Source organism: Ferroacidibacillus organovorans (assembly GCF_001516615.1).
Taxonomy (GTDB): Bacteria; Bacillota; Bacilli; order Alicyclobacillales; family SLC66; genus Ferroacidibacillus; species Ferroacidibacillus ferrooxidans_B.
Window position 1 is genome coordinate 61140 of record NZ_LPVJ01000030.1, and the last position, 24421, is coordinate 85560.

General features: G+C 55.2%; 26 protein-coding genes. 22 read left to right on the forward strand and 4 right to left on the reverse strand.

Annotated elements, in window-relative coordinates; translation table 11 throughout:
* Positions 1-13 precede the first annotated feature (13 nt).
* The 7 genes from ATW55_RS08140 (at position 14) to tsaD (ending at position 5729) form a co-directional block, all read left to right on the forward strand.
* On the forward strand, positions 14-550 hold the full coding sequence (locus tag ATW55_RS08140; RefSeq protein WP_153005068.1) for a sigma-70 family RNA polymerase sigma factor: 537 nt from the start codon (positions 14-16) through the stop codon (positions 548-550).
* Positions 547-1647, forward strand: coding sequence for a hypothetical protein (locus tag ATW55_RS08145; RefSeq protein WP_067715351.1), 1101 nt, complete (start codon positions 547-549; stop codon positions 1645-1647). The genes ATW55_RS08140 and ATW55_RS08145 overlap by 4 nt, the downstream gene beginning before the upstream one ends.
* An 85-nt stretch (positions 1648-1732) precedes the next feature.
* Positions 1733-2758 carry a thiamine-phosphate kinase gene (gene thiL, locus ATW55_RS08150; RefSeq protein WP_160327195.1) on the forward strand — a complete coding sequence of 342 codons (1026 nt, stop codon included), beginning with the start codon at positions 1733-1735 and terminating at the stop codon, positions 2756-2758.
* A 6-nt stretch (positions 2759-2764) separates the two neighbouring features.
* Positions 2765-3295 (forward strand): tRNA (adenosine(37)-N6)-threonylcarbamoyltransferase complex ATPase subunit type 1 TsaE, encoded by a 531-nt coding sequence (gene tsaE / locus ATW55_RS08155; protein WP_067715357.1) that lies wholly within the window; start codon positions 2765-2767, stop codon positions 3293-3295.
* Positions 3271-4023, forward strand: coding sequence for a tRNA (adenosine(37)-N6)-threonylcarbamoyltransferase complex dimerization subunit type 1 TsaB (gene tsaB, locus ATW55_RS08160; protein WP_067715360.1), 753 nt, complete (start codon positions 3271-3273; stop codon positions 4021-4023). Before tsaE ends, tsaB begins: the two co-directional genes overlap by 25 nt.
* Complete coding sequence (gene rimI / locus ATW55_RS08165; protein ID WP_067715365.1) at positions 4016-4531, forward strand: ribosomal protein S18-alanine N-acetyltransferase; 516 nt, start codon at positions 4016-4018, stop codon at positions 4529-4531. The genes tsaB and rimI overlap by 8 nt, the downstream gene beginning before the upstream one ends.
* A complete protein-coding gene (gene tsaD / locus ATW55_RS08170; RefSeq protein WP_082685660.1) occupies positions 4518-5729 on the forward strand; it encodes a tRNA (adenosine(37)-N6)-threonylcarbamoyltransferase complex transferase subunit TsaD in 1212 nt (403 codons plus the stop codon). Before rimI ends, tsaD begins: the two co-directional genes overlap by 14 nt.
* Here tsaD and ATW55_RS08175 read toward each other — a convergent pair.
* Together ATW55_RS08175 and ATW55_RS08180 are read right to left on the reverse strand one after the other, a co-directional pair.
* The gene (locus ATW55_RS08175) at positions 5645-6622 is read right to left on the reverse strand and encodes an FAD:protein FMN transferase (protein ID WP_067715369.1); all 978 of its coding nucleotides are present in this window, start codon (positions 6620-6622) and stop codon (positions 5645-5647) included. The two genes, tsaD and ATW55_RS08175, sit on opposite strands and share 85 nt — an antisense overlap.
* 159 nt (positions 6623-6781) lie before the next feature.
* The gene (locus ATW55_RS08180; protein ID WP_067715374.1) at positions 6782-7342 is read right to left on the reverse strand and encodes a CHRD domain-containing protein; all 561 of its coding nucleotides are present in this window, start codon (positions 7340-7342) and stop codon (positions 6782-6784) included.
* 238 nt (positions 7343-7580) lie between these two features.
* Between ATW55_RS08180 and ATW55_RS16295 the strand changes: the two genes are divergently transcribed.
* Positions 7581-7730, forward strand: coding sequence for a hypothetical protein (locus ATW55_RS16295; protein WP_160327196.1), 150 nt, complete (start codon positions 7581-7583; stop codon positions 7728-7730).
* 96 nt (positions 7731-7826) lie between these two features.
* Here ATW55_RS16295 and ATW55_RS08185 read toward each other — a convergent pair whose 3' ends face one another.
* Positions 7827-9767 carry an ABC-F family ATP-binding cassette domain-containing protein gene (locus ATW55_RS08185; RefSeq protein ID WP_082685661.1) on the reverse strand — a complete coding sequence of 647 codons (1941 nt, stop codon included), beginning with the start codon at positions 9765-9767 and terminating at the stop codon, positions 7827-7829.
* Between the two features lie 112 nt (positions 9768-9879).
* Between ATW55_RS08185 and ATW55_RS08190 the strand changes: the two genes are divergently transcribed.
* From ATW55_RS08190 to tatC, 8 genes are all read left to right on the forward strand, one after another.
* A complete protein-coding gene (locus tag ATW55_RS08190) occupies positions 9880-10731 on the forward strand; it encodes a phosphatase PAP2 family protein (protein ID WP_067715381.1) in 852 nt (283 codons plus the stop codon).
* A gap of 13 nt (positions 10732-10744) precedes the next feature.
* Positions 10745-11317: a 5-formyltetrahydrofolate cyclo-ligase gene (locus tag ATW55_RS08195; RefSeq protein WP_067715384.1), complete on the forward strand. Its 573-nt coding sequence runs from the start codon at positions 10745-10747 to the stop codon at positions 11315-11317.
* A gap of 96 nt (positions 11318-11413) precedes the next feature.
* Positions 11414-12049: a molybdenum cofactor guanylyltransferase gene (locus tag ATW55_RS08200; RefSeq protein ID WP_067715387.1), complete on the forward strand. Its 636-nt coding sequence runs from the start codon at positions 11414-11416 to the stop codon at positions 12047-12049.
* Positions 12046-13020 carry a molybdopterin-binding protein gene (locus ATW55_RS08205; protein ID WP_082685662.1) on the forward strand — a complete coding sequence of 325 codons (975 nt, stop codon included), beginning with the start codon at positions 12046-12048 and terminating at the stop codon, positions 13018-13020. The genes ATW55_RS08200 and ATW55_RS08205 overlap by 4 nt, the downstream gene beginning before the upstream one ends.
* Complete coding sequence (mobB, locus tag ATW55_RS08210; protein ID WP_067715393.1) at positions 13017-13574, forward strand: molybdopterin-guanine dinucleotide biosynthesis protein B; 558 nt, start codon at positions 13017-13019, stop codon at positions 13572-13574. The genes ATW55_RS08205 and mobB overlap by 4 nt, the downstream gene beginning before the upstream one ends.
* Positions 13564-14220: a redox-sensing transcriptional repressor Rex gene (locus tag ATW55_RS08215; protein WP_067715404.1), complete on the forward strand. Its 657-nt coding sequence runs from the start codon at positions 13564-13566 to the stop codon at positions 14218-14220. Before mobB ends, ATW55_RS08215 begins: the two co-directional genes overlap by 11 nt.
* A 38-nt stretch (positions 14221-14258) precedes the next feature.
* Positions 14259-14441, forward strand: a complete 183-nt coding sequence (gene tatA, locus ATW55_RS08220; RefSeq protein ID WP_067715406.1) for a twin-arginine translocase TatA/TatE family subunit — start codon at positions 14259-14261, stop codon at positions 14439-14441.
* Between the two features lie 69 nt (positions 14442-14510).
* Positions 14511-15581 carry a twin-arginine translocase subunit TatC gene (gene tatC, locus ATW55_RS08225; protein WP_067715409.1) on the forward strand — a complete coding sequence of 357 codons (1071 nt, stop codon included), beginning with the start codon at positions 14511-14513 and terminating at the stop codon, positions 15579-15581.
* Between the two features lie 73 nt (positions 15582-15654).
* On the opposite strand, the gene trpS is transcribed toward tatC, so the two are convergent.
* The gene (gene trpS / locus ATW55_RS08230) at positions 15655-16647 is read right to left on the reverse strand and encodes a tryptophan--tRNA ligase (RefSeq protein WP_067715412.1); all 993 of its coding nucleotides are present in this window, start codon (positions 16645-16647) and stop codon (positions 15655-15657) included.
* A gap of 296 nt (positions 16648-16943) precedes the next feature.
* Between trpS and groES the strand changes: the two genes are divergently transcribed.
* From groES to ATW55_RS08260, 6 genes are all read left to right on the forward strand, one after another.
* Entirely contained in the window at positions 16944-17228 is a 285-nt protein-coding gene (groES, locus tag ATW55_RS08235; protein ID WP_067715415.1) for a co-chaperone GroES, read from the forward strand.
* Positions 17229-17270: 42 nt separating this feature from the next.
* Positions 17271-18893, forward strand: a complete 1623-nt coding sequence (gene groL, locus ATW55_RS08240; RefSeq protein WP_067715514.1) for a chaperonin GroEL — start codon at positions 17271-17273, stop codon at positions 18891-18893.
* Positions 18894-19179: 286 nt separating this feature from the next.
* On the forward strand, positions 19180-19434 hold the full coding sequence (locus ATW55_RS15770; protein ID WP_201024954.1) for a nucleotidyltransferase substrate binding protein: 255 nt from the start codon (positions 19180-19182) through the stop codon (positions 19432-19434).
* Between the two features lie 486 nt (positions 19435-19920).
* Positions 19921-20907: an AAA family ATPase gene (locus ATW55_RS08250; protein ID WP_067715422.1), complete on the forward strand. Its 987-nt coding sequence runs from the start codon at positions 19921-19923 to the stop codon at positions 20905-20907.
* A 5-nt stretch (positions 20908-20912) separates the two neighbouring features.
* Positions 20913-22103: a DUF58 domain-containing protein gene (locus ATW55_RS08255; protein ID WP_160327197.1), complete on the forward strand. Its 1191-nt coding sequence runs from the start codon at positions 20913-20915 to the stop codon at positions 22101-22103.
* A 71-nt stretch (positions 22104-22174) separates the two neighbouring features.
* Positions 22175-24364, forward strand: coding sequence for a transglutaminase domain-containing protein (locus tag ATW55_RS08260; protein WP_067715428.1), 2190 nt, complete (start codon positions 22175-22177; stop codon positions 24362-24364).
* Positions 24365-24421 lie beyond the last annotated feature (57 nt).

The window sequence follows — 24421 nt, forward strand, 5'->3', positions numbered from 1 at the left end:
ATGACGCAGGCAGGTGAATCCGTTGTCGCCTCAGTCTCAAGAAGAACGCGTATCCCTTCTTCAAGAATTGATGCGCGCGTTTGGTCACGACGTGATCCGCCTGATCGATCACTATTTGCATGATCGGCACGCTGCAGAAGATCTGTCGCAAGATGTCTTTCTTAAAGTGTACGACCATTTGGATGACTTTCGCAATGAATCGAGCTATAAAACATGGATCTTGGCGATTGCGGCAAACGCTGCAAAAGATTATCTGAGAGCGGCAGCAAGGCGTGTGACGCCCGTGGAGACAATCCCGGAGAAAGAAGGTGTGGCGCATCCCGCGGTTGAAAACACGGTGGTTGAGCGCGCGCAGCGCGATCAGCTGTGGCGAGCGGTAGATGCCCTGCCGGATGTCTATCGCGAGGCGATCTGGCTTTTTTATGGACACGAATTGTCGGTTGAAGAGGCGGCGCGTGTGGCCAAAGCGAGTGTCGGCGCGATGAAAACGAGACTACACAGAGGGCGCGCCATGCTTCGCGAGGGGTTAGGGGGTGGATTTTATTTATGAATCGAGATGATCTAAAAGAGCCGGATGAACTGGAGTCGCTCTTGCGCACCCTTGCCCGCGACAAAAGCGATCTAACCTTTACGGATGAGATGCAGGCGCGCGTCCTCAAGCGGATCGAAGAGCGCGCCAAAACGGTGACACCGCGGACTTCGGCGAGAATTCGCAGACGGTACGGCCAGCCTGCATGGTGGGGGATCGGGGCAGTTGTTACTGCGTGTGTTGCGTGGGTGATCATCGCGCTTCACGGAAGCTTTGGCACCATTCCATTTCTTGCAAAGCAATCGCTCCTGCATGAAGATACCGTCTCATCTGGCGCTGAACCGCGCACATTTTCGGCATCGCTCGCGCCGATTGACGTTGCAAAAGTGAGTGTGCTTCCCACAACTGTGCAAGCCAGTAGCGAAACCGTTCACGGGGGGGTGACCGCGCCGCCGACGAGCGGAATCATGTCGCTTGCGCCACAAAGCGTGACCGTGCATGCCGCCCTTGTCAATCAGAGTGACCGTCCGATTGCTGGAAAGGAACTTCAGGGGATGCTGTTTATTCTTAAAGGCCCCTCGGGACTCTCACCAATGCAACAGGGGGATTGGGAGTATTTTGTCAATGGGCCAGCCGGAATCATTCCGCCGCACGGCCAGTTGCCGTGGTCGTTTACGCCCAACCCGACACCGCCTTTTTCAATGCATGCCTCCCGTCAGGTGCACATGATCTGGATGTATCGCAAGCCTGTGGCGAATGCGCCGACACTGACCATTGGCACACTTCCGGTTGTCACGCAGGTGCAATCGGTCGTCGTCACGGGGCGTGTTCGCAACATCCAATTTTTCACGGTAAACGTGGCCGTGCGAAACGAGTCACAAAGCCCGATCGCGCTCAATCAAGTGATGGCGATTCTCATTTTTGGCCACGGAGAATCCCTGCTCAGCCGCTCAACCTACAAATACTTCGACGATGTCACGCATAGCACAAAACCAGAGTGGCTAAAGTCCGGGCGCTCGCGCATTCTCTCCTTTGTGCTGACAGGTGTTCCTGGCGTCGATATGAAAAAGCTCTCCACCCATGTATTTTTGGTGGCGCGCAGTCAACTCGGAGTGTGAGCGCGGCAGGTGCATTGCCCGCTGATGGTGAATATGGGTATAATGGCGGCATTGATTCGAAGCGCAACGGAGAGCGGTGATCACTGTGCGCCTCCATGAAATCGGAGAGTTTGGGCTGATCGCACGACTAAAAGAGATCGTCTGGCGCGCGGACCCGCGCGTCATGGTGGGAATAGGCGATGACGCGGCGGTCGTGACGTATGAGCGACCCGTGGTCATGACGACGGATGCGCTTGTGCAAGGTGTTCATTTTACGAGTGAGACCATGACGCCGAAGTTGACGGGGGCAAAGGCGGCCGTTGCGACGCTTAGCGATCTCGCCGCGATGGGTGCTGTAGCGCGCCATTTGCTCGTGACACTCGCACTGCCTCCTGACACGGATGTCGAAGAGATTCTTGCGGTGTATCGCGGTATGGCAGATGTGTGCAACATGTACGACGCAACGCTTGTCGGCGGTGATGTTGTGTCAACGGGCGGTCCGCTTGTCATCAGTGTGACCGCGACGGGAGAGTTGCTTGATAAACCCCTTCTTCGCTCAGGCGCAAAACCTGGGGACATTCTCTTTGTGACTGGGGATCTCGGCGGATCAGCAGGTTTCCTGCACGCGTTTTTTGCAGATCGACTCGCCATGTTGAATCCACTCGACCAATCGCTCTTGCGGGAGCGTCATCAGCGGCCGACGCCGCAGTTTATCGCGGCGCAGATCCTTGTCGAAGAAGGGTGCACATCGCTCAATGACGTGTCAGACGGGCTCGCTTCGGAAGCGCACGAGATTGCTGAGGCGAGCGGAGCCCGACTGGTGATCGAGGCGGCCCGGGTCCCCATTCCGCCCGCGCTTCGCGCATATGCGCGACTGGGGCGGCTCGATCCGCTTGATTTTGCGCTCTACGGCGGTGAGGACTACCAACTGGTGGGGACGGTTGATGTGAGAAGCGTTGGGCGGGTGCTCGCGCGAATGCAGGCGGCTGGTGTTCGCTTTACAGTGATTGGGCGCGTGACGGATGGCGCTCCGGGGGTTGAACTGCTTGCACAAGGTGTTTATCAGACACTAGAAAAACGAGGCTATAACCATTTTGGAGCCGCGTTTCGCGGCGGCAAGGAAATCAGGTGATGCGCCTTGACGGAAACGATCGCGCTTTGCGAAGAGGGACAGATGGGACGGGTCGCGCAGCGTGGGCTCTCCTTGTGGCTTACGGGACCTGAGGAGACGATACGCTTAGGCAGGTCTTTGGGGACAGTCGCTTCGCGCGGCAGCGTATTTCTCATGCGCGGAGGACTTGGCGCGGGAAAAACGACGTTTGTGCGCGGGTTTGCAGCAGGGCTTGATTGTCGCGAAGATGTGCAGAGTCCAACGTTTACGTACGTGCTTGAGTACCTCTCCGGGCGGCTTCCTCTTTATCATCTCGACTTGTACCGACTTGCCGAGACGACCGAGGTGGAGATGGATTGGCTTGACGAATATTTGTTTGGGGAGGGGGTCGCGGTGGTGGAATGGTCTGAGTATTTGGGCGGCTATGCGCCAGAAGACGCCTTTTGTATCCACTTTTTGCTGTCTGAGGCAGACGAACGCCGCCTCGTGACCCTTTCTGCCGCGGGACGAACGGCTTGTGAGGTGTTTGAAGCGTGGGTGAACGAATGGTCCAAGTAGCGATGGATACATCGACAGAACGCCTCTCTGTGGCAGTCGCCACAGAGGATGGAGAGGTGATCGCAGAGACGACGTTCGCCGCTGCGCGTGCGCATGCGACATGTCTGCATCCGGTGCTCGAGCAGCTTCTTCGGGCTGTTGGACGCTCGGCTTCTGATGTGTCGGGAATTGCCGTGGGGCTTGGGCCAGGTTCGTATACGGGTGTTCGCATCGCAGTCAGCGCAGCAAAGGCGTTTGCGTTTGCCAGGCGCATTCCAGTCGTAGGCGTCTCTTCTCTTGAGGCGGCGGCGCGCCAGACAAAACGCCGCACAGGCGTCGTGGCTGTCGCGTTTGACGCACGGCGAAACGCCGCGTATACAGGGGTGTATCAGGCAGGGATGGACTGGCAACCGCTCAAACTTGAGACGCGTGCAGAGTATCGCGAGACGGCCGCCTGGATGCGCGCTCACCTCTTGGCCGAAGGTGAACTCACGGTTGTAGGAGACGGAGCGCATGCGCTTGCGCGTGAACTCGCTACGCTTGACATTCCGTGCATTGAAGAGGGGCGCGCGATCTCTATCGTTTACGCGCGTGACGTGCTGGGGGCGGCGCGCGCTGCGCTTTTAGATGCAAGAGACTGGAGTGAGCAGGAGGTTATCAAGCGTGCGCACGAGTTGGTACCGCGCTATCTTCAATTGGCGCAGGCCGAGGCCGCGACTCATCCATTCGGAGGCGTTGGCCATGGGTGAGTGGACAAAACATAGTGTCGATGGAAAGCCGCTCACGTTTCGCCGGATGAACGTGCGCGATATCGATTCGATTCTCGTGATTGAAAAGGCTTCGTTTTCTGCGCCTTGGTCGCGCAATGCGTTTCTCGGGGAGCTCACGGAGAATCACTTTGCGCGCTATACGCTAATGATGCTTGGCGAGCAAATCATCGGCTATGCGGGCATGTGGGTGATCATCGATGAGGCGCATATCACAAACATTGCGGTGGCTCCGCCGTATCGCGGCAAGAAGCTGGGAGAGACGCTGCTTCGCTACGCGATGGCAGAGGCGGTGGCGCTTGGTGCGATCAAGATGACCCTTGAGGTTCGTGTGTCAAACACTCCGGCCAAATCGCTCTATGAGAAACTGGGGTTTCAGCCTGGGGGCATTCGGCAGGGATATTATACTGACAATCATGAGGATGCTCTGGTAATGTGGGTCGATCTCCCGCGTGTTTCTGTACAGGAGGATTCTCATGCCGCAGAATGAATCGCGCGAAAACGCTGCGCAATCGAAAATAAAGGCACCCGTGGAGACACTTGGCGTCGGAGATGTCACCATTCTTGGCATCGAGTCGAGTTGTGACGAGACGGCCGCCTCTGTCGTGAGAAACGGTCGCGAGATTCTGAGTTCTGTGGTGCTCTCGCAGATTGAGGTGCATCAGGCGTTTGGCGGCGTCGTGCCGGAAGTCGCATCGCGTGCGCACACGGAGATGATGACCCGGGTGGTTGAACAGGCGCTGCGGGATGCAGGTGTGACCTTTTCTGATCTTGACGCGATTGCCGTCACGTATGGACCGGGGCTTATCGGCGCGCTGTTTGTCGGTGTCACGACGGCCAAATCGCTCGCGCTCGCCACGGGGCTTCCGCTTATTGGGGTGCATCATCTCGCAGGGCACATGGTCGCGTCTGCCTTGTCGCACGGCGCGACACCTCCTTACCTCGTGCTCATCGCGTCGGGTGGGCACACGGATTTGATTGATGTTAAAGCCTCGGGTGAAATGGTGCGGCTTGGCAAGACGCGCGATGACGCGGCGGGAGAAGCGTTTGACAAAGTGGCGCGCGCCATGGGCCTTGGCTATCCGGGAGGGCCCGCGATTTCCGAAGCTGCGCAAAGGGGTGATCCGACGCGCTATGCGTTTCCAATTGCAAAGCTTCCAGATGGCCCGTTTGATTTTAGTTTTAGCGGGCTAAAATCGTCTGTGATGCTCGTTCTCGACAAGGAAAAACGCGCGGGAATCGCGAGTTCGATCCCTGATCTGGCGGCGAGTTTTCAGGCGGCAGTCGTCGAGGCTCTGTGTGCGAAAACGGAGGCGGCGCTTATGCAGACAGGGCAGCGCACACTCGTTTTGGCGGGGGGTGTGGCGGCGAATGAGGCATTGCGAGTGGCGCTTCGCGCACGCTGTGACGCGCTTAGGGTGAACTTTGTCGTGCCGCCTGTCACGCTTTGCACAGACAATGCGGCGATGATCGCGGCGGCTGGGTACGATCGCTATGTGCGCGGCATGTTTGATGATCTTACGCTCACGGGCGTGCGACGGAGTCGATTGAGGCGTGGTACAAAGCGCCTGCGACGAAGCGCAAAAAGCGCGGGGATAGGGCATTATTCCGCTGAATCATCGATCCACGTCACATCTGGCGCATACCACGTCAGGTGTTTTTTTATGGGTGCAGATCGCGTGGCATAAATGCCATCTTTGCCAGGTGGCGCGCGAAAAATGAGAGATGCGGCGCGCTTGCGATCAAGGGTTGTATCGTCTAGAAAAATACGCTTTGTATCGATTTCGGCGCTGACAGCGCTTTCGCCGAGAACCGTGACGGCAAGGATGTCTGTATCTATTGAGTCGCCGGTACCCGGATCAATCAGGTGATGCATCGTGCGCCCATCCTGCGTAAACTGCCGTTTCCAGGTCGCGCTTGTGCAGAGGCCGCAGGGTGTCTCAGGCATTTGAACTGCCGCTGCCAGTTCATTAGGTCGAAGGGGGTGCTGCACGCCTAATTGATAGGGCTCTCCGGTGGCTTGTGTCCCGACGGTCGCGATGTCTCCGCCAGCGTTTATGATCGCGCCTTGCAGACTCTCCCTGTAGGTATCCATCACGCGCGACAGCATGCGATCCGCAGTAAACCCCTTGGCGATTCCGCCAAGATCAATCGGTGCATGCAGGATAATCTCATCGACGGCAAGCCATGTGACAAGCGGCTGGGTTTTGTCGATCAGCGTATGCAGCACATGCGCGGGAAGAGGAGAACCGGGGTAACCTGTGCGGTGAAGCGAAGAGAGGATGCGCGGGTCAAACGTTCCGCCGCTACGCTTGTGGGCGATGATCGATTGGGTGAGCACGTCACGCATCAAAGGTGAGATGTGTCGCGGTGAACCTATGGTTTGATTGAGTAATGTGAGCTCACTGTCTGCGCGAAACCGTGAGAGCGTTGCTTCGGTGTGTGTGATTTCGCGTTCAAGTTTCTTTAGAAATGCTTCAGGGTGTTCGCTTTGGTGAAAACACAGCGTCGAATTGGACAGATCGATGCGCAGCGAAAAGGTGGTGTTCATCGCCTGAAAGGATCGCTCATGAATGGGCATTTTATCGTCACACTCCGCTGTTTGCGCTGCTTTTTGCTCGTATGCCTTAGTGTAGCGAGGCTAAAGATGGATTTGCAAATGAAAAGGGGAAGGTTCGCGTCCAGCGAACCTTCCTGCTTATGTGAATTTTAACGCTTGGGTCGGGATGGATCGTAATGCTTATTTGCCGAGTACGACTGCACCTTCTGCGACAGGAATGTCACCTTTGCCAACCATCTTTGGTCCAGTGTGTACGACGATACCCCACGCGTTTGCAGGAATCTTCATGATGTGTTTGCCTTTGATCACAGTGGTTGCCATTGCGTTGCCTTTCGCGTCAGCCACGAGGTTTGTGAGTGCAAACGCCATGCCGCCCATTTTGCCGCCTTTGTCAAAATGGATGTGCTCGGGGTGAACGCTGTGCGGTTTTAAACCGGAGACCATCACCATGACTGTTAGGACATCCGTCTTTGTGTTCAGGTCGAGCATTGCCGTCCCATGCACTTTACTGCCTTTAAACGGGGACAGGGTTGCATGTGCGTATTGCACAGCGGCGGTCGCTTTCATTTTGTCCATCGGTTTTTTCTTGCTCGACGTGCTAACCTTACTCTTCGCAGCAGCTTTTGTGACGTGTTTTGCGCTTGCGACGTGATGGGTTGTGGCGGCAAATGCACTGCCGGCTGAGGCGAGGCTTACGAGCAGAGAAGCAGCAGCAGCCATTTTAGCAATTTTTGTGTTCATATTGGATACACCTCCAAAAGGATTGGGTCGGTTACTGTAACCAAACGGTTATTTCTATGTAACCGATTTGCAATCAAAATGTAATCTATCGAAATTAAATTTGCAAGACCTTTAAAATGCTATGATGTGACAAGAATGTGAACCATAACGAAATGATCGATTGTCCACAGAGTTACCCACAGGGTTATCCACAGAATCTGTGGATAACCCTGTGGAGAAAGAGAGGAGGCGTATGGATATGAATCAGGAAGAGCGGTTTATCAAGGCTGTCAAAGTGAACGATCTTTCTGTTGTGGAGAATTGTTTACAAATGGAACCGGGGTTGTCAGGGATTAAAGTAAACGGTATTTCCCCGCTCATGCTCTCGGTCTATTATGGCGCGCGCTGATTTGCTACAAATTCTGCGCGGCGTGGCTGCACAATAAAACGGCCGCTAAGATGACGGGCATCGCCAAAGGTTGATGATGCGCCGTGACGCAAAGTGTTACATTTCTTCAGAGAGTGTCTCCCACTCGCGATACGCGGCGGCGAGGCATTCATTTTTCTCCTGAAGGCGCTCATTCTGTACGTTGATCGCTACCCAGTCGCCGCGCTCGGACAGTTCAACCAGGCGCGTTTCATCCACCTTTATTTCTTCCTCTAAATGTGCAATCTGCTGCTCGACTGCGGCAAGTCTCGCTTGCCGTTTGCGATCTTGCGACTTTTCCGCCCGCTTGCGTTCGCGTTCATCTTTTGTCGAGGAAGGCTCTGAAGAAGGTGTCACATGCGCTGCGCGAACGGTTTCTTTTGCTTTGGCTGCATCGTCGCTTGTCTGAGCCTGAGACGCGAGAAACGCTTCATAATCTCCGGCAAAATCGATCAGGCGATCTTCAGAGAGCGAAAGAATGCGAGTGGCGAGCGTCGCGAGAAAATAGCGATCATGCGAAACAAAAAAGATCGTGCCAGGAAAGTCGAGGAGCGCCGCTTCGAGCGCCTCTTTGCTTTCGATGTCGAGGTGATTCGTCGGCTCATCAAGCAGGAGTAAATTGGCCGAAGAGAGTGACAGAATCGCAAGTGCGAGTCGGCTGCGCTCGCCTCCGCTCAGATCACCCACCCGCTTGTACACATCATCTCCGTGAAACAGCACGTGACCGAGTTTCGTGCGGATCACTGTCTCCGCGCGCGTTGGATAAACGCGCCAGAGCGTTTCGAGGACGGTCAGCGCTGGGTCGAGTTGTTCCTGTTCCTGCGTGTAATAGCCAAGTTCCACGTTTGTGCCGAAACGAAGATCCCCTGAACCTTTGCCAACCCCTGCAATCGCGCGCAGGAGAGATGTTTTGCCAACCCCATTTTTTCCGAGGAGTGCAACGCGCTCTCCGCGTCTTAGCGTGAGGGAAACCGGTGCAAACAAGTTGCGTCCCGGGGTGCCGACTTGTGCGCTAAACCGCCTTATTTCAAGCACTTCGACACCGCTTGTGGTCTCTGGCAAAAAATTGACGAAAGGGAGTTTGCGCGCGGTGGGTTGCTCCACCCGCTCAAGGCGTGCAAGCCATGTTCGGCGGCTCTGCGCGCGTTTGGTCGTCGATGCGCGCACGATGTTTTTGGCGATAAAATCCTCAATCCGCTCAATCTCCGCTTGTTGCCGCTCAAACGCCTCCACCTGCTGCGCCTCGCGCTCTTCCTTAAGCGCGGCACAGACGCTGTAGTTTCCTGGATAGCGCACCGTCTGTCCGCGGTCCAACGCGTAAGTGACAGTTGTGACGCGGTCGAGGAAATAGCGGTCATGTGAGATGACGAGTAGCGACCCGCGATAACTGCGCAGGTAGTCTTCAAGCCACGCAAGTGTTTCCAGGTCAAGGTAGTTCGTCGGTTCATCGAGCATGAGCAGGTCAGGCTCAATCAAGAGTTGCCGCGCGAGTTGCAGCCGTGTCTTTTGTCCGCCAGAGAGAGACGTGAACGGTGTGTCGTACTGATCAGATGTGAATCGCAGGCCATGCAGTACGCGACGCGTCTTTGCATCAGCGGAGAATCCGTCGCGCTGTTCAAATGCGCGCGTCTTTGCGTCATAGTCGCGCAGGAGTTTTTCAAGCATCTCGCCTTGCCGTGATGCGTTCGCAATCGCCGCTTCGAGCGCGCGCATCGCCGTTTCAAGCTCATCGACATCGGCAAATGCAGACCGGGCGTAGCGCCAGACCGTCTCATCGGCGTGCGCGTCTTTTCGCTGCATTACGTGACCGATGGTTGCGTTGCGCTCCACGGCGCGCGAGCCGGACTCAGGTGTAAGGGTGCCTGCCGCCACATTCATCAGCGTCGATTTTCCCGCGCCGTTTGGTCCGATCAGCGCGACGCGCTCCCCGCGTTTGACATCAAGATTTGCACCGCGCAGGACGGGTTGACCGCCGAAATGGAGCACGACATCTTTTAGCGTGAGAAGCACCCGACTCATTCCTTTTCAACATGGTAAAACGTCCATTTACAAGGACGGTACCCGTAGTGTAGCACAGCCGTTCTTGACGCGAGTGCGCGTGCATAGGGTAGGGACAGACAGGCAGTCTCCCATGCAAGTGCCGTTAGAAATTTTTGCCCGGAGGTGGCAGACGCTGCAGGCAGAATTCATGCTGGCACTTTTTCATCATCGCTCGCCACTGCTCAACATGTTGTTCATAGGTGTTTCTTTTTTAGGGAATTACGCGTCATTCACGGTGTGGGCGGCGGCACTCGCATTTTTCCGACGCGCTGCACAGGCACAGACCCTCTTTCTTGCGGCGAGCGCTGCGATGATAGTCACTGACCTTTTCAAGCATGCGTTTGACACAAAACGTCCGTATCTGCATCTGCACGTTGAGCCGCTCTATTTGCAATCGGCTGCAGGGGCATCCTTCCCAAGCGGTCATGTCCTGCTTGCCTGCGCTGTGTTTACGTATTTGCTGCTCTTGACGCGTGTCACGCCTCTCCGGGTTATCGCTGTGTGTGCATGGGTTTTGCTGCTTGCACTCTCGCGCCTCTACCTGCTCGTACACTGGCCGATCGATGTGTTTGCAGGTGCGGTGATCGGCGTGACGCTCGGCGCTTTGCTATACAACCTGCGAAACGTTTTGTTGCACAATTTCGCACCCTTTCTTTGGGTGATGATCATCGCGATTTCTGTTATACTACACGAAACGCTTGTTGAAGACACGATGATACATCTCGCGTTTGGTTTTTCGGCGCTTGCAGCGGCACTTGTCACTACGGGCCGCACATTTAGCGCGCGTATTCTCACCGCAACGGGTCTGCTTGGGTTACTCATTCTTCTCACATCCGTATTCGCGTCGGGTCTGGCGGCGCCACTGGCCATTCCGTCAGGCATTCTCACAGGAATGGGTCTTGACAGTTCACAAGAGAAATCGGACACTTTGGTCGACAGCTAGAGGAGGTAGGGTCATGTGGAATCGTGCTGATCCTAAATCGGCGTGGCGCATGAGAATGAGACAAGTGCGCGATGCGTTTCAGCCGGGGTTTCGCGCAAGCTGGAGTCGCGACATCGCAGAACGTGTGACGGCACTCCCTGAACTGGCGGCAGCCAACACGGTGGGCGTGTATCTCGCGATGGGATCGGAAGTATCGCTTGACGGACTGATTGAGACGTTGCTTCTCGAAGGGAAAAAGGTGTACGCGCCGCGCGTGCTTGAAGATCGGCGCACGATTGTTTTTTGTCAACTGCGTGACGTATCTGATGTCGAGATTGGCTATTATGGAATCAGGGAGCCGCGCGGCGAGGTGGTCGAGGCGCTTGATCTGCTGTTGATTCCAGGGCTTGCGTTTACGCTGTGCGGGATTCGTCTCGGCTATGGCGGAGGATTCTATGATCGTTACTTGGCCAACACATCGCGTCAGGCGGTAAAAGTCGGGGTGGCGTTTGATGGACAGATTGTTCAAGAATTGCCGACAGAACTTCATGACATTCGCATGGATCACCTTGTGACGGACCGCCGGACTTATCACTGCAAGGGGTGACGGCGCTCGCTGCGGTGAGAGGCGCTGCGATGATCGTGGTATGATGAAGGGATCAAAGCGAGAATCGGCGAACTTGACCGTGCGGGGGATGCTTTTATGAATGCGATCAGTGGTTTGGTGCTCGCGGGCGGAAAAAGTCAGCGGATGGGGACGGATAAGGCGCTTCTCCCGCTCGGGCAGATGTCGATCGCCAACGCGACGGCGCGGTGCCTTGCGGCGCATGTCGACGATCTGCTGATCGTGCGAAGGCGCGAACAACAACTCATCGACCTGCCTTGTGACGGTGTCTTGCGCGACTGGCGCGTCGTGTATGATCTTCATCCTGGTGACGGGCCGCTGGCGGGACTTGAGGCGGGGCTACGGGCATGTCGCAATGTATGGGCATTGGTGGTGCCGGTGGACGCGCCGTTTGTGCGTTCGGGACTGCTCTCACTCTTGTGCGGGCAAATTGCTGCGGTTGGGCACGACACGCGCGTGATCACGGTCGAAAATGAGGGTCAGATCTATCCGCTTTTTGGCGTGTACCACCGCGCGCTTGCCGAAAGGATCGGCGAGATGCTGGAGGCGGGAGAGCGGCGCGTCATCGATTTGCTCGCGCGCGTTCCGACGGTCAAACTTTCGCGAGAAGTATGGGGCGCGGTTGATCCGGATGGCGCGAGTTTTTGCATGATGAACCGGCAGGAAGAGTACAAGGCGTTTTGTGCGCGATGGGAGCGAGGAGAGGTTCTATGAAACGTGAGATTCGCGTAGAAGATGCGGTAGGCATGGTGCTTGCGCATGACTTGACAAGAATTGTGCCGGGCGAGTTTAAAGGCCGTCTCTTTGCAAAAGGGCATCGCATTTCGGAGGAAGATCTGCCAAAGCTTCTCGCGATCGGCAAAGAACATATCTACGTTTTGGAGCCAGAGGCGCATGAACTGCACGAGGATGACGCGGCAGAGCGCATGGCGCGCGCGCTTTGTCACGAGAGTCTGCGTTTCACGGAGCCGAATGAAGGGAAAGTAAACGCCAAGGCGGCGCATGATGGATTGCTCGTGATCGATGTGGAGCGACTCGACGCGATCAATGGGATCGGCGATGTGGTCGTTGTCACAAAACCGACGCATCAACCTGTTCGCGAGGGGCAGACGGTTGCGGGGTTGCGCGCAATTCCCCTGCTTGTCGACGCAAAGAAGATCGCGGCGTATGAAGCGATTGCTGCGGAGGAGCCGCTGCTTCGCGTGCTTCCCTTTTTGCGCCTCTCGGTGGGGGTTGTCACGACGGGCAGCGAGGTGTTCAAAGGGCGGATCACCGACAAGTTTGGTCCAAGGATTCAGGAGAAATTGAAGCCATATGGCCTCTTGTTTGCGGGGCAGCGCATTGTGGATGACCAATTGGATGACATCGTCGCCGCGATTCGCGCGTTTCAGGCGGAGAAGGCAGACGTCATTCTGGTGACAGGAGGCATGTCGGTCGACCCGGATGATCGCAGTCCACTGGCGCTGCGCACGGTAGCTGCGGAGGTCGTGACGTATGGCATGCCTGTGCTGCCAGGTTCAATGACGATGCTCGCGTACGCGGGTGAGACGGTGCTCATGGGGCTTCCTGGCTGTGTCATCTATGATGAGGTGACGGCGTTTGACTGGCTTTTGCCGCGCGTCGCGGCGGGCTTGCGACCGACACGGGCTGAGATCGCGCGCTTCGGTTGTGGTGGGCTGTTGTGAAAAAACCGTTTGTCTTGGGTGTCGCGGGATACAAAAACACGGGGAAGACGACGCTCATCTGTCGCCTGCTTGAAGTTTTTCATGCGCAGGGTGTCGTGTGTTCTGTGATCAAGCATGACGCGCATGGATTCACGGCGTCGCCGCCGGCGTCTGACACGGGACGTTTTTTCGCGACAGGTGCTGCGAGTGTCGCGATTGCCAGTCCGGACGGACACATGGCGCTGGAGCGAGTATACCGCTTTGAGCCAACGCTCGCAGATTTGCTTGATCAGGTGGCGCCAAGCGATGTCGTGTTGGTCGAAGGCTTCAAGCGTGCACCGATACAAAAACTTGTGATGATTGATGCTACAGCGTATGATGCACAGCGCGGGCTGTGGTGTGCCCCGGATTTTTCTGTCTCAAGTGACGATCCTTCTCGCATTCTTGGGTATCTTGTCCCAACTCTTCCTTTACGTGTTGCCGGCTTGAACAGACCCGTGTATCATAGAGATGAAATTGATCGTTTGCACTTCGAGGTGATGCGGTGGATCACGGAGGAATCGTATGGCGTTTGATCGCTTGCCGACCGTCACTGCCAGAAGGTTGCCATTATATTATCGCTATCTGCAAACCTTGGTTGCGCTCGGCAAACAGCGTGTGTCCTCGGCTGAAGTAAGTGCTGCGCTGCATATTGATTCGGCGACCATTCGCCGGGATTTTTCGTATTTGGGAGAGCTCGGGCGAAAGGGATACGGGTATAACGTCGATTACTTGCTACGGTTTTTGCAGGAGTTTCTTAAACAAGACGAGATTGTCAAAGTGATCTTGGTCGGTGTCGGAAATCTCGGCACGGCACTTTGTCGCTATGATTTTTATCGCAGCAAACAGATGAATATCGTCGCAGCGTTTGATGTCGATCCGCTCAAGATCGGACAAGAGATTGAAGGCATTCCCGTCTTTGCGTTAAAAGATCTGGAGTCGTTTGTAAAGCGGGAGGGTGTCGAGATTGCCATTCTCGCGGTTCCGGCGTCCTCGGCGCAAATTACGGCAGACCTTGTCGTTGGCGCAGGCGTGCTTGGTATCTTGAATTTTACGCCGCGTCCGCTCTCCGTTCCTCCTGACGTGCGGGTTCACCACATTGATGTGACGACGGAATTGCAAATCCTTGTGTATTATCTGAAACGCGGTCAGCGTCAGGATGATCCGCGAGACGATGCGTAGCGCTGGTTTTCAGACGATGAAAAAAGGGGTGTTTACGGATGCTGGGAAACATTGGTCTTTCTGGTCTCATTCTCATTTTAATTGTGGCGCTTCTCGTGTTTGGACCGAGCAAACTCCCGGATATGGGAAAAGCGCTCGGCAAATCGCTGCGTGAGTTCAAGGATGCGACGCGCGATCTTCGCGATGACACGCCACAACAGGCGACGCGCAAAGAAGAGTAGGCGGGCGCTTGTAACGCGCATGGATTGCGTGTGCGCGCCAGTTTTTTGCAAGTGATGGAGGCGCTTTGATTGCAACGACGTTTTGTGCCGCACCTGGAAGAACTGCGCAAGCGCATTATTTTTGTGCTTGCCTTTTTTTTGATTTCTTTGATCGGCAGTCTCACGTTTGTCAATCCACTGTATCACGTTCTCACGAAAACGGCGGGGAATGTTCCGCTCGCGGTGCTAGGACCTGGCGATATCGTCAGCATCTATTTCATGATTGGCGGGATATGCGCGTTGGTGTTCACGACGCCGTTTCTCTTTTGGCAATTGTGGCTTTTCGTGTCGCCGGGTCTTCAAGCAAAAGAAAAACGCTATGCCGCACAGTTGATTGCGCCGATTACGTTTATGTTTCTGCTTGGCATCAGTTTTGGATACTTTCTCGTCTTTCCCGAGGTGTACCACTTTTTACAGCGCCTTGGGCATCAGACGTTTCGTTTTTTTATCACAGCAACTGAATACTTTAGTTTTATGACGAACATCGTCTTGCCGTTCGGCTTCTTTTTTGAATTGCCTGTCGTTGTGGTGTTTCTTACGCGTATCGGCATTCTGACGCCGGGGGTCATGCGCAAGTTTCGCCGTTTTGCCTATTTTGGCTGCGTCGTTCTGGGGACGCTCATCAGCCCGCCTGAGCTTATCTCCCATCTGAGCGTCACGGTTCCGCTCATTCTGTTGTACGAGTTCAGTATTTTTCTCTCCGCCGCTGCGTATCGCAAGCGACAGCAGGCAGAGGCCTGGTGGCGTGAGGACAAGCCTGCGCCGCGTGACGAGCAGCGTGTGGCCACCAAAAACGCGCAGACAGATTTTTCTTCTCTCTCATCCCCTGAAAATCATTCAGCGTCTGCACCTGTTAAGCACGCACCGTCTGCCCCTGTCATGGAAGAGCCTGGCGTGCAAGAGGCAGGAGGGATTGGTCTGTCCTCAGTCGAGGATCGTGTTCTGCACTTAGATGAAGAGGCCAATGATTCATTAGGTGAAGCGGACACATTTGCACATGCGCAGATTGAGCAGGAGGGAACAGCTTTTCTGACTGAGCATCTGGAGCAGGGTCCGGCGTTTGCGCGGCGACCGGGGATTGATCTTGATGTGCGTGAATAGGGAGTTACTGTCAAGCGTTGCGCTTTGCGGGAAAGTTTTCCGCGTGACGCAACGCTTTTTTCTTTCAGATCGATTAGCGGAGGGAGAGACCGAGCGCGTCTTTTACGCGTGCCAGCGTTTTTGTCGCCACCGCATCGGCGCGCGCCGCGCCTTCGGCCAGAATCGCGTTGATCTCGTCGCTTGAGCGGATGTGTGAGAAGCGCTCCTGAATCGGTTCTAGGTGAGTGACAATTGCTTCAGCCAAGTCTCTTTTAAATGGTCCATAACCCTGGCCTTCGTATTGATCGACGAGTTGCGCGATCGGGGTGTTGGTGATGAGCGAGAAAATCGCCAGGAGATTGGAAACGGCCGCTTTTTCGCTTGGGTCATAGCGTACCTCGCGACCGGAGTCGGTGACGGCACGGCTGATTTTTTTGCGGATCTCATCCGGGGTGTCGAGCATCTCGATCCGACTGCCGGGTAGGGGGTTGCTCTTACTCATTTTTTTGGTCGGATCATCGAGCGACATGATCCGCGCCCCTTCCTTCATCAGGAGAATGTCGGGGATAACGAAAGTGTCGCCAAATCGATGGTTAAAGCGCATCGCTAAATCACGGGTTAATTCAATGTGTTGTTTCTGGTCGTCGCCGACCGGAACAAGCGCCGTGTCGTAGAGCAGGATATCGGCTGCCATCAGTGCGGGATAGGTAAAAAGACCAGCCAGCACGGCGTCTTTTCCGTCCGATTTTTCTTTATACTGAGTCATCCGCGAGAGCTCGCCCATGTGTACGACGCACTGCATGATCCAGCCGAGCTCTGCGTGTGCGGGGACATCACCCTGGATAAAAAGGGTGGCACGCTTTGGGTCGAGCCCGCAGGCAAGATAAAGAGCCGCGAGATCGAGGGTGCGTGCGCGAAGCACGGTCGGGTCCTGATTCTTTGGAAGCGTCAACGCGTGGAGGTTAACGACACAGTAAAAACTTTCGTGTGTGTCTTGTAGCGCGACAAAGTGATTGAGTGCGCCGAGATAGTTGCCAAGGGTTATGACACCGGATGGTTGTATGCCGGAGAATACGCGCGATTTCATTTTTAATTATCTCCTAAGTTTAAAAGGTTTTTTGCCATGAGCGAAAGCTCACTGCGAATCGGGGAGAAACTGTACGCTGAGTTTCCCACAGCGCTGAGGTCTGTGTCAATCGCTGTGCCCGCCACTCGCAATCGTCTTGTAAAAGTCGTTCAGCACACCCCTATTTTTAAAAAATATCCGATTCAGGAGTTGCAAAAGTGAACGCAAATCGGTAATATCATGATTGGGTTTAGCACTCAACGAGTTTGAGTGCTAACAAAAATAAAACTCTGTAGAATGAAAGAGGAGGGTTTCGCATGATTAAGCCACTCGGCGATCGTGTGGTGCTGCGCGCGCTGGAGCGTGAGGAAAAAACCGCCAGCGGGATTGTTCTTCCAGATACGGCAAAAGAAAAGCCGCAAGAGGCAGAAGTCGTCTCTGTAGGCCCAGGCCGCTATGAAGATGGGAAACTTGTGGCAGTCGACGTGAAAGTCGGCAACCGCGTCATCTTCTCTAAATACGCAGGCACTGAAGTCAAGTATGACGGTGTGGAGTATTTGATCGTTCGGGAATCAGACATCTTGGCGGTCGTTGAACGATAAGCGTTAACCGGTGAACATAGATTAAGGGAGGTCACGTTGACGATGGCAAAAGATATTAAGTTTCGTGAAGATGCTCGCCGTGCCATGTTGCGCGGTGTAGACGCACTGGCTGATGCGGTAAAAGTCACTCTGGGGCCGCGCGGCCGCAATGTCGTGCTTGAGAAAAAATTTGGTTCTCCGCTCATTACCAATGACGGTGTGACAATTGCCAAAGAGATTGAATTGGAAGACCCGTTTGAGAACATGGGTGCGCAACTGGTCAAAGAGGTTGCGACGAAAACCAATGATATTGCGGGCGATGGCACGACGACGGCGACAGTGCTCGCGCAGGCGATGATCCGTGAAGGCCTGAAAAATGTGACGTCTGGTGCAAATCCGCTCATGCTTCGCAAAGGGATTGAGCTCGCGGTTGCAGCTGCGGTCGAAGAGATCCGCGCGATCTCAAAACCTGTCGAAGGACGCGACAGCATTGCGCAAGCGGCGGCTGTTTCTGCCGGAGATGAAGAGATTGGCCAACTGATCGCGGACGCGATGGAGAAGGTCGGCAAAGACGGCGTCATTACGGTTGAAGAATCCAAAGGCTTTACGACGGAGCTTGAAGTGGTCGAAGGTATGCAGTTTGACCGCGGCTACATCTCTCCTTATATGGTCACGGATTCTGACAAGATGGAAGCGGTTCTCGACGAGCCTTACATCTTGATCACCGACAAGAAGATCGGAAACATTCAAGAGATCCTCCCTGTGCTTGAGCGCGTGGTTCAATCGGGCCGTCCGCTGCTCATGATCGCAGAGGATGTCGAAGGCGAAGCGCTTGCAACGCTTGTCGTGAACAAGCTGCGTGGAACGTTCACCGCAGTCGGGGTCAAGGCGCCGGGCTTTGGCGATCGCCGCAAAGCGATGCTTCAAGACATCGCGGTGCTTACAGGTGGCCAAGTGATCAGCGAGGAACTCGGGCTTGAACTGAAGAATACAAGCATTGATCAACTGGGTCGTGCGCGCCAAGTCCGCGTCTCCAAGGAGAACACGATCGTCGTCGACGGCAGCGGCAACCGCAAAGACATCGACGCACGCATCAATCAGATTCGCGTTCAGTTGGAAGAGACCACATCTGATTTTGATCGCGAGAAACTCCAGGAACGTCTCGCCAAACTCTCGGGTGGCGTCGCGGTTGTCAAAGTTGGTGCGGCGACAGAAACAGAACTCAAAGAGAAGAAATTGCGCATCGAAGACGCGCTCAACACGACGCGTGCGGCAGTTGAAGAAGGACTCGTCGCAGGTGGCGGTACGGCCCTTGTTAACGCGCTGCGCGCACTCGATCGCGTGAACGCAGAAGGCGACATCGCGACAGGCGTCAGCATCGTGCGCCGCGCGCTGGAAGCTCCTGTCCGCCAAATTGCGGACAATGCGGGCCTTGAAGGTGCGATCATCGTCGAGCGGTTGAAAAAAGAGGCTGTGGGCACAGGCTTCAACGCTGCAAACGGCGAATGGATCGATATGTTTAAAGCGGGCGTCGTCGACGCGGCGAAAGTTACCCGTTCGGCACTTCAAAACGCAGCGTCTGTCGCGGCGATGTTCTTGACCACTGAAGCGGTGATCGCGGATAAGCCTGAGAAAGAAAAAGCGCCAATGCCAGGTGGCGGCATGGGCGGCATGGACATGATGTAAGTAATTTGTCGTCAACCCCTGTTTTAGGGAGCCCCCGCTGCGGCGGGGGTTTTTTGTTGTAGTATGTCATTCATCCCATTTTCAGTTGACTTGATGGATTTGAATCGGACCAGTGCACTCTTGCGTGAACAGATCCAAAAGGAGGGAATCGAGTGGATCGAGTGAATTTTTCCTTGAAAAGGACGGAGCAAGCGTTGAAATCTTTGCAGGATGTCTTGCGAATCAGTGATGCGTCCGAAATTGAACGCGATGTAGCCATCCAGCGCTTTGAATTTCGTTTGAAGTTGTGTGGAAAACAGTCCGTCACTTTTTGCGCGAGGTAGAGGGGATCGATGTTGCATCGCCAAAAGGCGCCATTCGCTCATCCAGAGAAACGAGTTTGTTAACAACGGCGAAGTCCACTCAAGCACTTGTCATGGCAGATGATCGAAATCTGACAAGCCGCACCTATGATCGCGAACTTGCTCTGGAGATTTATCAGCGTTTGTATGGTCACGCTGATCTTATGGCGGTGTGGCTCGAACGCATTTCAGAGGCATAACGCGTTTTTGAATTAGACATTTTCTGCGACTAAGAGACCTGATTTTCACTCCTCTTCTGATCGAACCCACTGTCCAATCATGACGCGTTCTGCGCAGAACACTCCCAAAAAACACCCGATTTGTGTATTGTCCCAGATAACGGACACGCGCCTGCACGGGGTAGTGAGATCCATGCGTGTTCGGAGATATGAACATTTTCTCCGTATGTCAATAGTCCATCCCCAAAACGGAGTGCGGCATACTGGTGTGTGGTCCGGCCATATACATTTCAACTTGTATAGAACATTCATGGCGTGTAAATGAGTTTGTATCATTGTCTCACACTGATTTGAGAGGAAAAAACTACAGGAATGAATTGACTGGTGGCGAGCAGCAGGAAAACAAGTGTGTACTGCCGAATTTGTCGAATGATAAACTGCCTTTGGAACATGAAGAATCGTGTGCGAGTATATCATTGATTAGCAAGGTCTGCGAGGCGGTACGACATGGCGCAAGTGAAACAGAGGGAAGCGTATGAACAGACTTCCCGGCAGATTATCCAGGTGATGGATCATGTATCGACCGTCATCGTCGGGAAGGCGCGCGAGATTGAATTGTGTTTTGTGGCGCTTTTGGCAAAAGGCCACGTACTCTTGGAGGACGTTCCGGGCGTCGGTAAGACAAGACTTGTAAAAAGCATCGCGCAGAGTCTTGATTGCCAGTTTAAACGGATTCAATTTACACCTGATTTGTTGCCGTCCGATGTAACTGGAATCTCTGTCTATAATCAGGGAACACACGATTTCGAGTATAGGGAAGGTCCGATTTTCAGCCAAATTGTCCTCGTGGATGAGATCAACCGCACCTCGCCGCGGACGCAGGCCGCGCTTCTTGAGTCGCTCGAAGAGCGGGCGGTCACATTTGACGGTGTGACGCGTTTGCTGCCGACGCCTTTCTTTGTCCTTGCGACGCAAAATCCGATTGAGTATGAAGGCACCTTTCCACTGCCTGAGGCGCAATTGGATCGATTTCTTCTCAAGATTTCCCTCGGCTATCCATCCAAAGATGAGGAGTTTCAGATCCTTGAGCGAAGCCTTGCGGGGACGTTTGGTCAGGATCTAGAGCCGCTCGCCACACAAAATGACATTCTCGCGTGGCAGGCGCTCGCCTCGCGCGTTTTTGTCGATCAAGGGTTGCTTCGCTACGCTGTGGATCTCGTCGCACGCACGCGTACACACGAATCTGTGTATCTTGGCGTTTCACCGCGCGGCGCGATCGGACTTTTGCATGCAGCGCAAGCGCTTGCCACGCTGCGCGGGCGAGACTATCTATTGCCTGATGATCTGAAAGAAGTGGCACCGTACGTGTTGCCGCACAGGATGATCCTGAAACCGGATGCACGGCTAAGGCAGATCACGGAAGCGACCGTTGTTGCGGAGATTCTCGCATCGCAACCTGTCCCGGTTTACGGCGCATCCTTCTTTGCTCGATGAAGAATATGCTTTTGTTGGCAGCGCTTCTTTTCAGTGATGTCTTGCTGTTTGGATCGGCCTACACAGTCGGCGGCTCGGGAACCTGGTATCTGGCGGCGGCCTGGACACTGTTTGTCTTGTGGGAGGTAATCTCTTATCTCACAATGCCGCGCATTGTCGAAGTAGAGCGCATTGTCTCGCGCGAACGCGGATTTTCCGGAGACGATGTATCCGTCCGACTAAAAGTGTCTGTAAAGCGCAGGTGGTGGGCGCTGCAGCCTGTGCGTGTGGAGGAAAAGCTTGATGATGTCCTGCGTATCCGCCAGACGTACGAACAGCCGCCGCACCGCCTCGCGCACGCGCTGTGTGTCAGCTATACCTTTCGCGCTCTTCCGCGCGGCGCGTACACGCTGCGTGAGCTTGCGGTTGAGTGTACCGATTTGTTCGGGCTGTTTACGCGCAGGCAGTCAGTGGAGAAGGTGACCGAGTGGCTGATTTACCCGAGAATTATCCCGCTTCCGGCAGAATTCACGGCGAGTTCCCTACTCCGTGCGGAGCGGGGCGCGCGCAGTCACGTCTTTGTGGCATCTGCACATCTGTCAGGCACTCGCCCCTACGTGCCTGGTGATCGTTTGAGCGGCATCCACTGGCCGGCGACGGCCCGCTCGCAACAACTGCAGTCAAAGATGTTTGATACCCACGCGTCGCATCTCACTTATTTGTGGCTTGATGACAGGATGGATCATGACCTGCCGTGGGAAATTTTCGAGCGCTCCGTCGGCGCTTGTGCATCGGTTGCAAGCGCGCTTCTCTCGGCCGAGCGACTCACTGGGCTCTTGCTTGAAGGGGGGACGCTCGCACCGAAACGGGGCTATCTTCAGCGGGAGCGGATCCTTGAGTCGCTCGCACGCGTAAAGCCTCGCAGACTTGCATCCGCAGAGCTAAGTGGTATAGCGCGCGCAGACCTGTGGCGCATGGCCGCGCGCGATGCCGCTTTCTACGTGTTCACACAAAACCTTGATGAGGCGCTAATGCGAGATCTGGGCGCCTTGATGCGGCAAAATCCTACCGTCGTCGTATTCCTCGCGCAGACTGCAGGCGATGACTGCGTGATGGATCACCACGGAGTCACCGTGTGTAGCTATACGTCCTTTGATGCGCTGGCTGAAATGATACATGACGGGCATCTGCGCGGCAAGCCACCCCTTATGAGGTGAAACAAAGGAGCAAAGGCGCGCCCGGAGAATGAAACGTTTTTCACAGGATGGGACGATGGGAGTGAGCGCGAATGGCGGGGGAAAAGGTTCGCGATTTGTTGATCGCGTGTCTCACGTGGCTTTTTGCTGCGGCGCTTTTAGCGCCAATGGAGAACGTGGGGTACATGGGCGATATCTATCCGATGATCGTCTTTGTCGCCTATTTGACGATCAGCCCGCTTTTTTTGCGAGCGCGCTATCGCGCCATCCTTACACCCCTGCTGATTATGGTGGTCATCAAGGTGGAGTATTACGGAGCGCTTCCTTGGTACGCCATCGGGCTTTTTTTTGCGCGCCTGGCGAGCGATGTGGCGCTTGGGGTACACGGACTTTTTCACCACGATGTTTTACAGATCAACGCCGGGGTGCGCACCATCGCCTTTTTTGGTGTCATCCTCTTTGGTGCGCGCCTATTGATGGATGCGGCGGAGCGACCGGCCTGGCTTCTCCCGACAACCTTGGCGGGAGAAGGCGTGCTCATCGCGCTCGCCGCACGGGCTGGCGTGCATGACGGTGTGGCGATGGCCACTCTTTTTTTGAGCGCACTCGCGATGCTTGGAATTCGCAGCGTTTGGCGCCATCTTCCTGTAGTTGATGGGAGCGTCTCATTGCGCAGGCGCCTATTGCACTCTCCTTTTCTGAGTCTGGCAGGCCTACTCGCGGTCCTCGCGACACTGAGTATCTGGACGCCAAAAGGAGTGGCGCGTGATTTTCACGTACACGCCTGGTGGCACTCGCTGTTTGCGCGGCGTGTCGAGACGGCCGCACCTGCCGCGCCCTATGGCGCGAATGACGCGCATTTGGGCGGCAATTTCAACGGCAGTACGGCGGTCATGTTTCGTGTCATCGCGAAGGAATCGTCGTACTATCCCATTGAGTCATTCTCAACCTACACAGGCGCGGGATGGGTGCGCGGCGCTATGACGGCAGCGGCATCCGGTGTGTCAACTCACGTGCCGCGCACCCGAATGACACAGCAGGTGTGGGTGGAGTCGGGAACTTATCCAGCCGTCCTTGGGGCCAATCGCATCATCAGTGCCACGATGCGCGGCGGTGCCCGCGCTCGCTTTGTCCCGGCGATCGACGCGTGGACCTTTGGCTCGCCACTTCATGCGGGAGAGCACTACACAGTCGTGTCCACACTTGAGCATGTGAATCCGCGCTCACTCGCTTCTGTGACTGACGGAAACTTGGTCTACGCGTTTCGTCAGGCGCTTCAATTGCCAGCGAATTTTCCGCAGCGCGACATTCTTTTGGCGCATCAAATCACAGTGCATGCGGTGACGCCTTACGCAAAACTGCAGGCGATCATCGCGTATTTGCAGTCACACGAATCGTATCAAACGCAAGGCATTCCTGTGCCGCGACCGGGTCAAGATTTTGTCGACCAATTCCTTTTTGAGACGCATCGTGGCTATTGTGACCAGTTCTCAACCGCCGCCGCGATTCTTGCACGCGTCGTTGGCATTCCGACGCGTTGGGTGAAAGGGTACATCTCGGTGCCGGCCGACCCCACTTATCACGGCGCGCAAAATGAGTACATCCTTCGCGGGACGGATGCGCATTCATGGTTTGAGGCTTGGTTTGCGGGATATGGTTTTGTCCCTTTTGAAGCGACACCATCAGCTGCGCTCGCGGAAATTACTCAAGAAAAAATGCCATCGTCATCCAGTGTGATCGCTTCACAACGGCCAAACGTGACACCGCCTGTTCAGCATGCGATCAAGCAAGCTGTGGAAAAGAAAAAGCAGCAGAATTCACAATCCGCCGCTTCTGTACCGCTTGCAAAAGGTTTTCTTGTCCTTTTCGCGCTGCTCATCATTTTCGCGGGGATCATCCGGTTCGCGCGCCGCAGATCATCAAGGCGATCTTTACGGTCTTTGTTTCAGAGCGAGGCAGTATCCGCAGGCGATTTTGGCATACAGGCGAACCGCTTGCTGCGCGCGCTTGAGCGGCGCATCGTCTATCCGCGCGCTTCTCACGAGACGCTTCGCGAGTGGGGATTGCGGCAAACGGATGACCTAGATCAGAAGGAACTGATGGAGGCAATTGCGTATGTGGAGCGCGTTCGCTATGGCCCGGAGGGGCGAAGCGAAGGCGGTGCGCCCCTGGATGACCCTTTTGAGAAGGGGCAATTGCAACCGCGGGTGAAGCGGGACGGGCGTTCTCACATTACGCGTGCTGTGGTCGGTTTTCTTCGTTTCATCAAGCAGAGTCGCTGATATTCGTGGTAAACTACACAGATTAGTTTTCAAATCCTATGAGATGTCAAAAATACA

Excerpts from the sequence above, each read along its gene's own strand:
- groES (WP_067715415.1), top strand. The coding sequence starts at position 16,944 with ATGATTAAGCCACTCGGCGATCGTGTGGTGCTGCGCGCGCTGGAGCGT.
- ATW55_RS08195 (WP_067715384.1), top strand. The coding sequence starts at position 10,745 with ATGTGGAATCGTGCTGATCCTAAATCGGCGTGGCGCATGAGAATGAGA.
- groL (WP_067715514.1), top strand. The coding sequence starts at position 17,271 with ATGGCAAAAGATATTAAGTTTCGTGAAGATGCTCGCCGTGCCATGTTG.
- ATW55_RS08205 (WP_082685662.1), top strand. The coding sequence starts at position 12,046 with ATGAAACGTGAGATTCGCGTAGAAGATGCGGTAGGCATGGTGCTTGCG.
- ATW55_RS08200 (WP_067715387.1), top strand. The coding sequence starts at position 11,414 with ATGAATGCGATCAGTGGTTTGGTGCTCGCGGGCGGAAAAAGTCAGCGG.
- ATW55_RS08260 (WP_067715428.1), top strand. The coding sequence starts at position 22,175 with ATGGCGGGGGAAAAGGTTCGCGATTTGTTGATCGCGTGTCTCACGTGG.
- trpS (WP_067715412.1), bottom strand. The coding sequence starts at position 16,647 with ATGAAATCGCGCGTATTCTCCGGCATACAACCATCCGGTGTCATAACC.
- ATW55_RS08190 (WP_067715381.1), top strand. The coding sequence starts at position 9,880 with ATGCAAGTGCCGTTAGAAATTTTTGCCCGGAGGTGGCAGACGCTGCAG.
- ATW55_RS16295 (WP_160327196.1), top strand. The coding sequence starts at position 7,581 with ATGAATCAGGAAGAGCGGTTTATCAAGGCTGTCAAAGTGAACGATCTT.
- tsaD (WP_082685660.1), top strand. The coding sequence starts at position 4,518 with ATGCCGCAGAATGAATCGCGCGAAAACGCTGCGCAATCGAAAATAAAG.
- ATW55_RS08250 (WP_067715422.1), top strand. The coding sequence starts at position 19,921 with ATGGCGCAAGTGAAACAGAGGGAAGCGTATGAACAGACTTCCCGGCAG.
- ATW55_RS08185 (WP_082685661.1), bottom strand. The coding sequence starts at position 9,767 with ATGAGTCGGGTGCTTCTCACGCTAAAAGATGTCGTGCTCCATTTCGGC.
- ATW55_RS08145 (WP_067715351.1), top strand. The coding sequence starts at position 547 with ATGAATCGAGATGATCTAAAAGAGCCGGATGAACTGGAGTCGCTCTTG.
- ATW55_RS08175 (WP_067715369.1), bottom strand. The coding sequence starts at position 6,622 with ATGCCCATTCATGAGCGATCCTTTCAGGCGATGAACACCACCTTTTCG.
- ATW55_RS08180 (WP_067715374.1), bottom strand. The coding sequence starts at position 7,342 with ATGAACACAAAAATTGCTAAAATGGCTGCTGCTGCTTCTCTGCTCGTA.
- rimI (WP_067715365.1), top strand. The coding sequence starts at position 4,016 with ATGGGTGAGTGGACAAAACATAGTGTCGATGGAAAGCCGCTCACGTTT.
- ATW55_RS08255 (WP_160327197.1), top strand. The coding sequence starts at position 20,913 with ATGCTTTTGTTGGCAGCGCTTCTTTTCAGTGATGTCTTGCTGTTTGGA.
- ATW55_RS08215 (WP_067715404.1), top strand. The coding sequence starts at position 13,564 with ATGGCGTTTGATCGCTTGCCGACCGTCACTGCCAGAAGGTTGCCATTA.
- tatA (WP_067715406.1), top strand. The coding sequence starts at position 14,259 with ATGCTGGGAAACATTGGTCTTTCTGGTCTCATTCTCATTTTAATTGTG.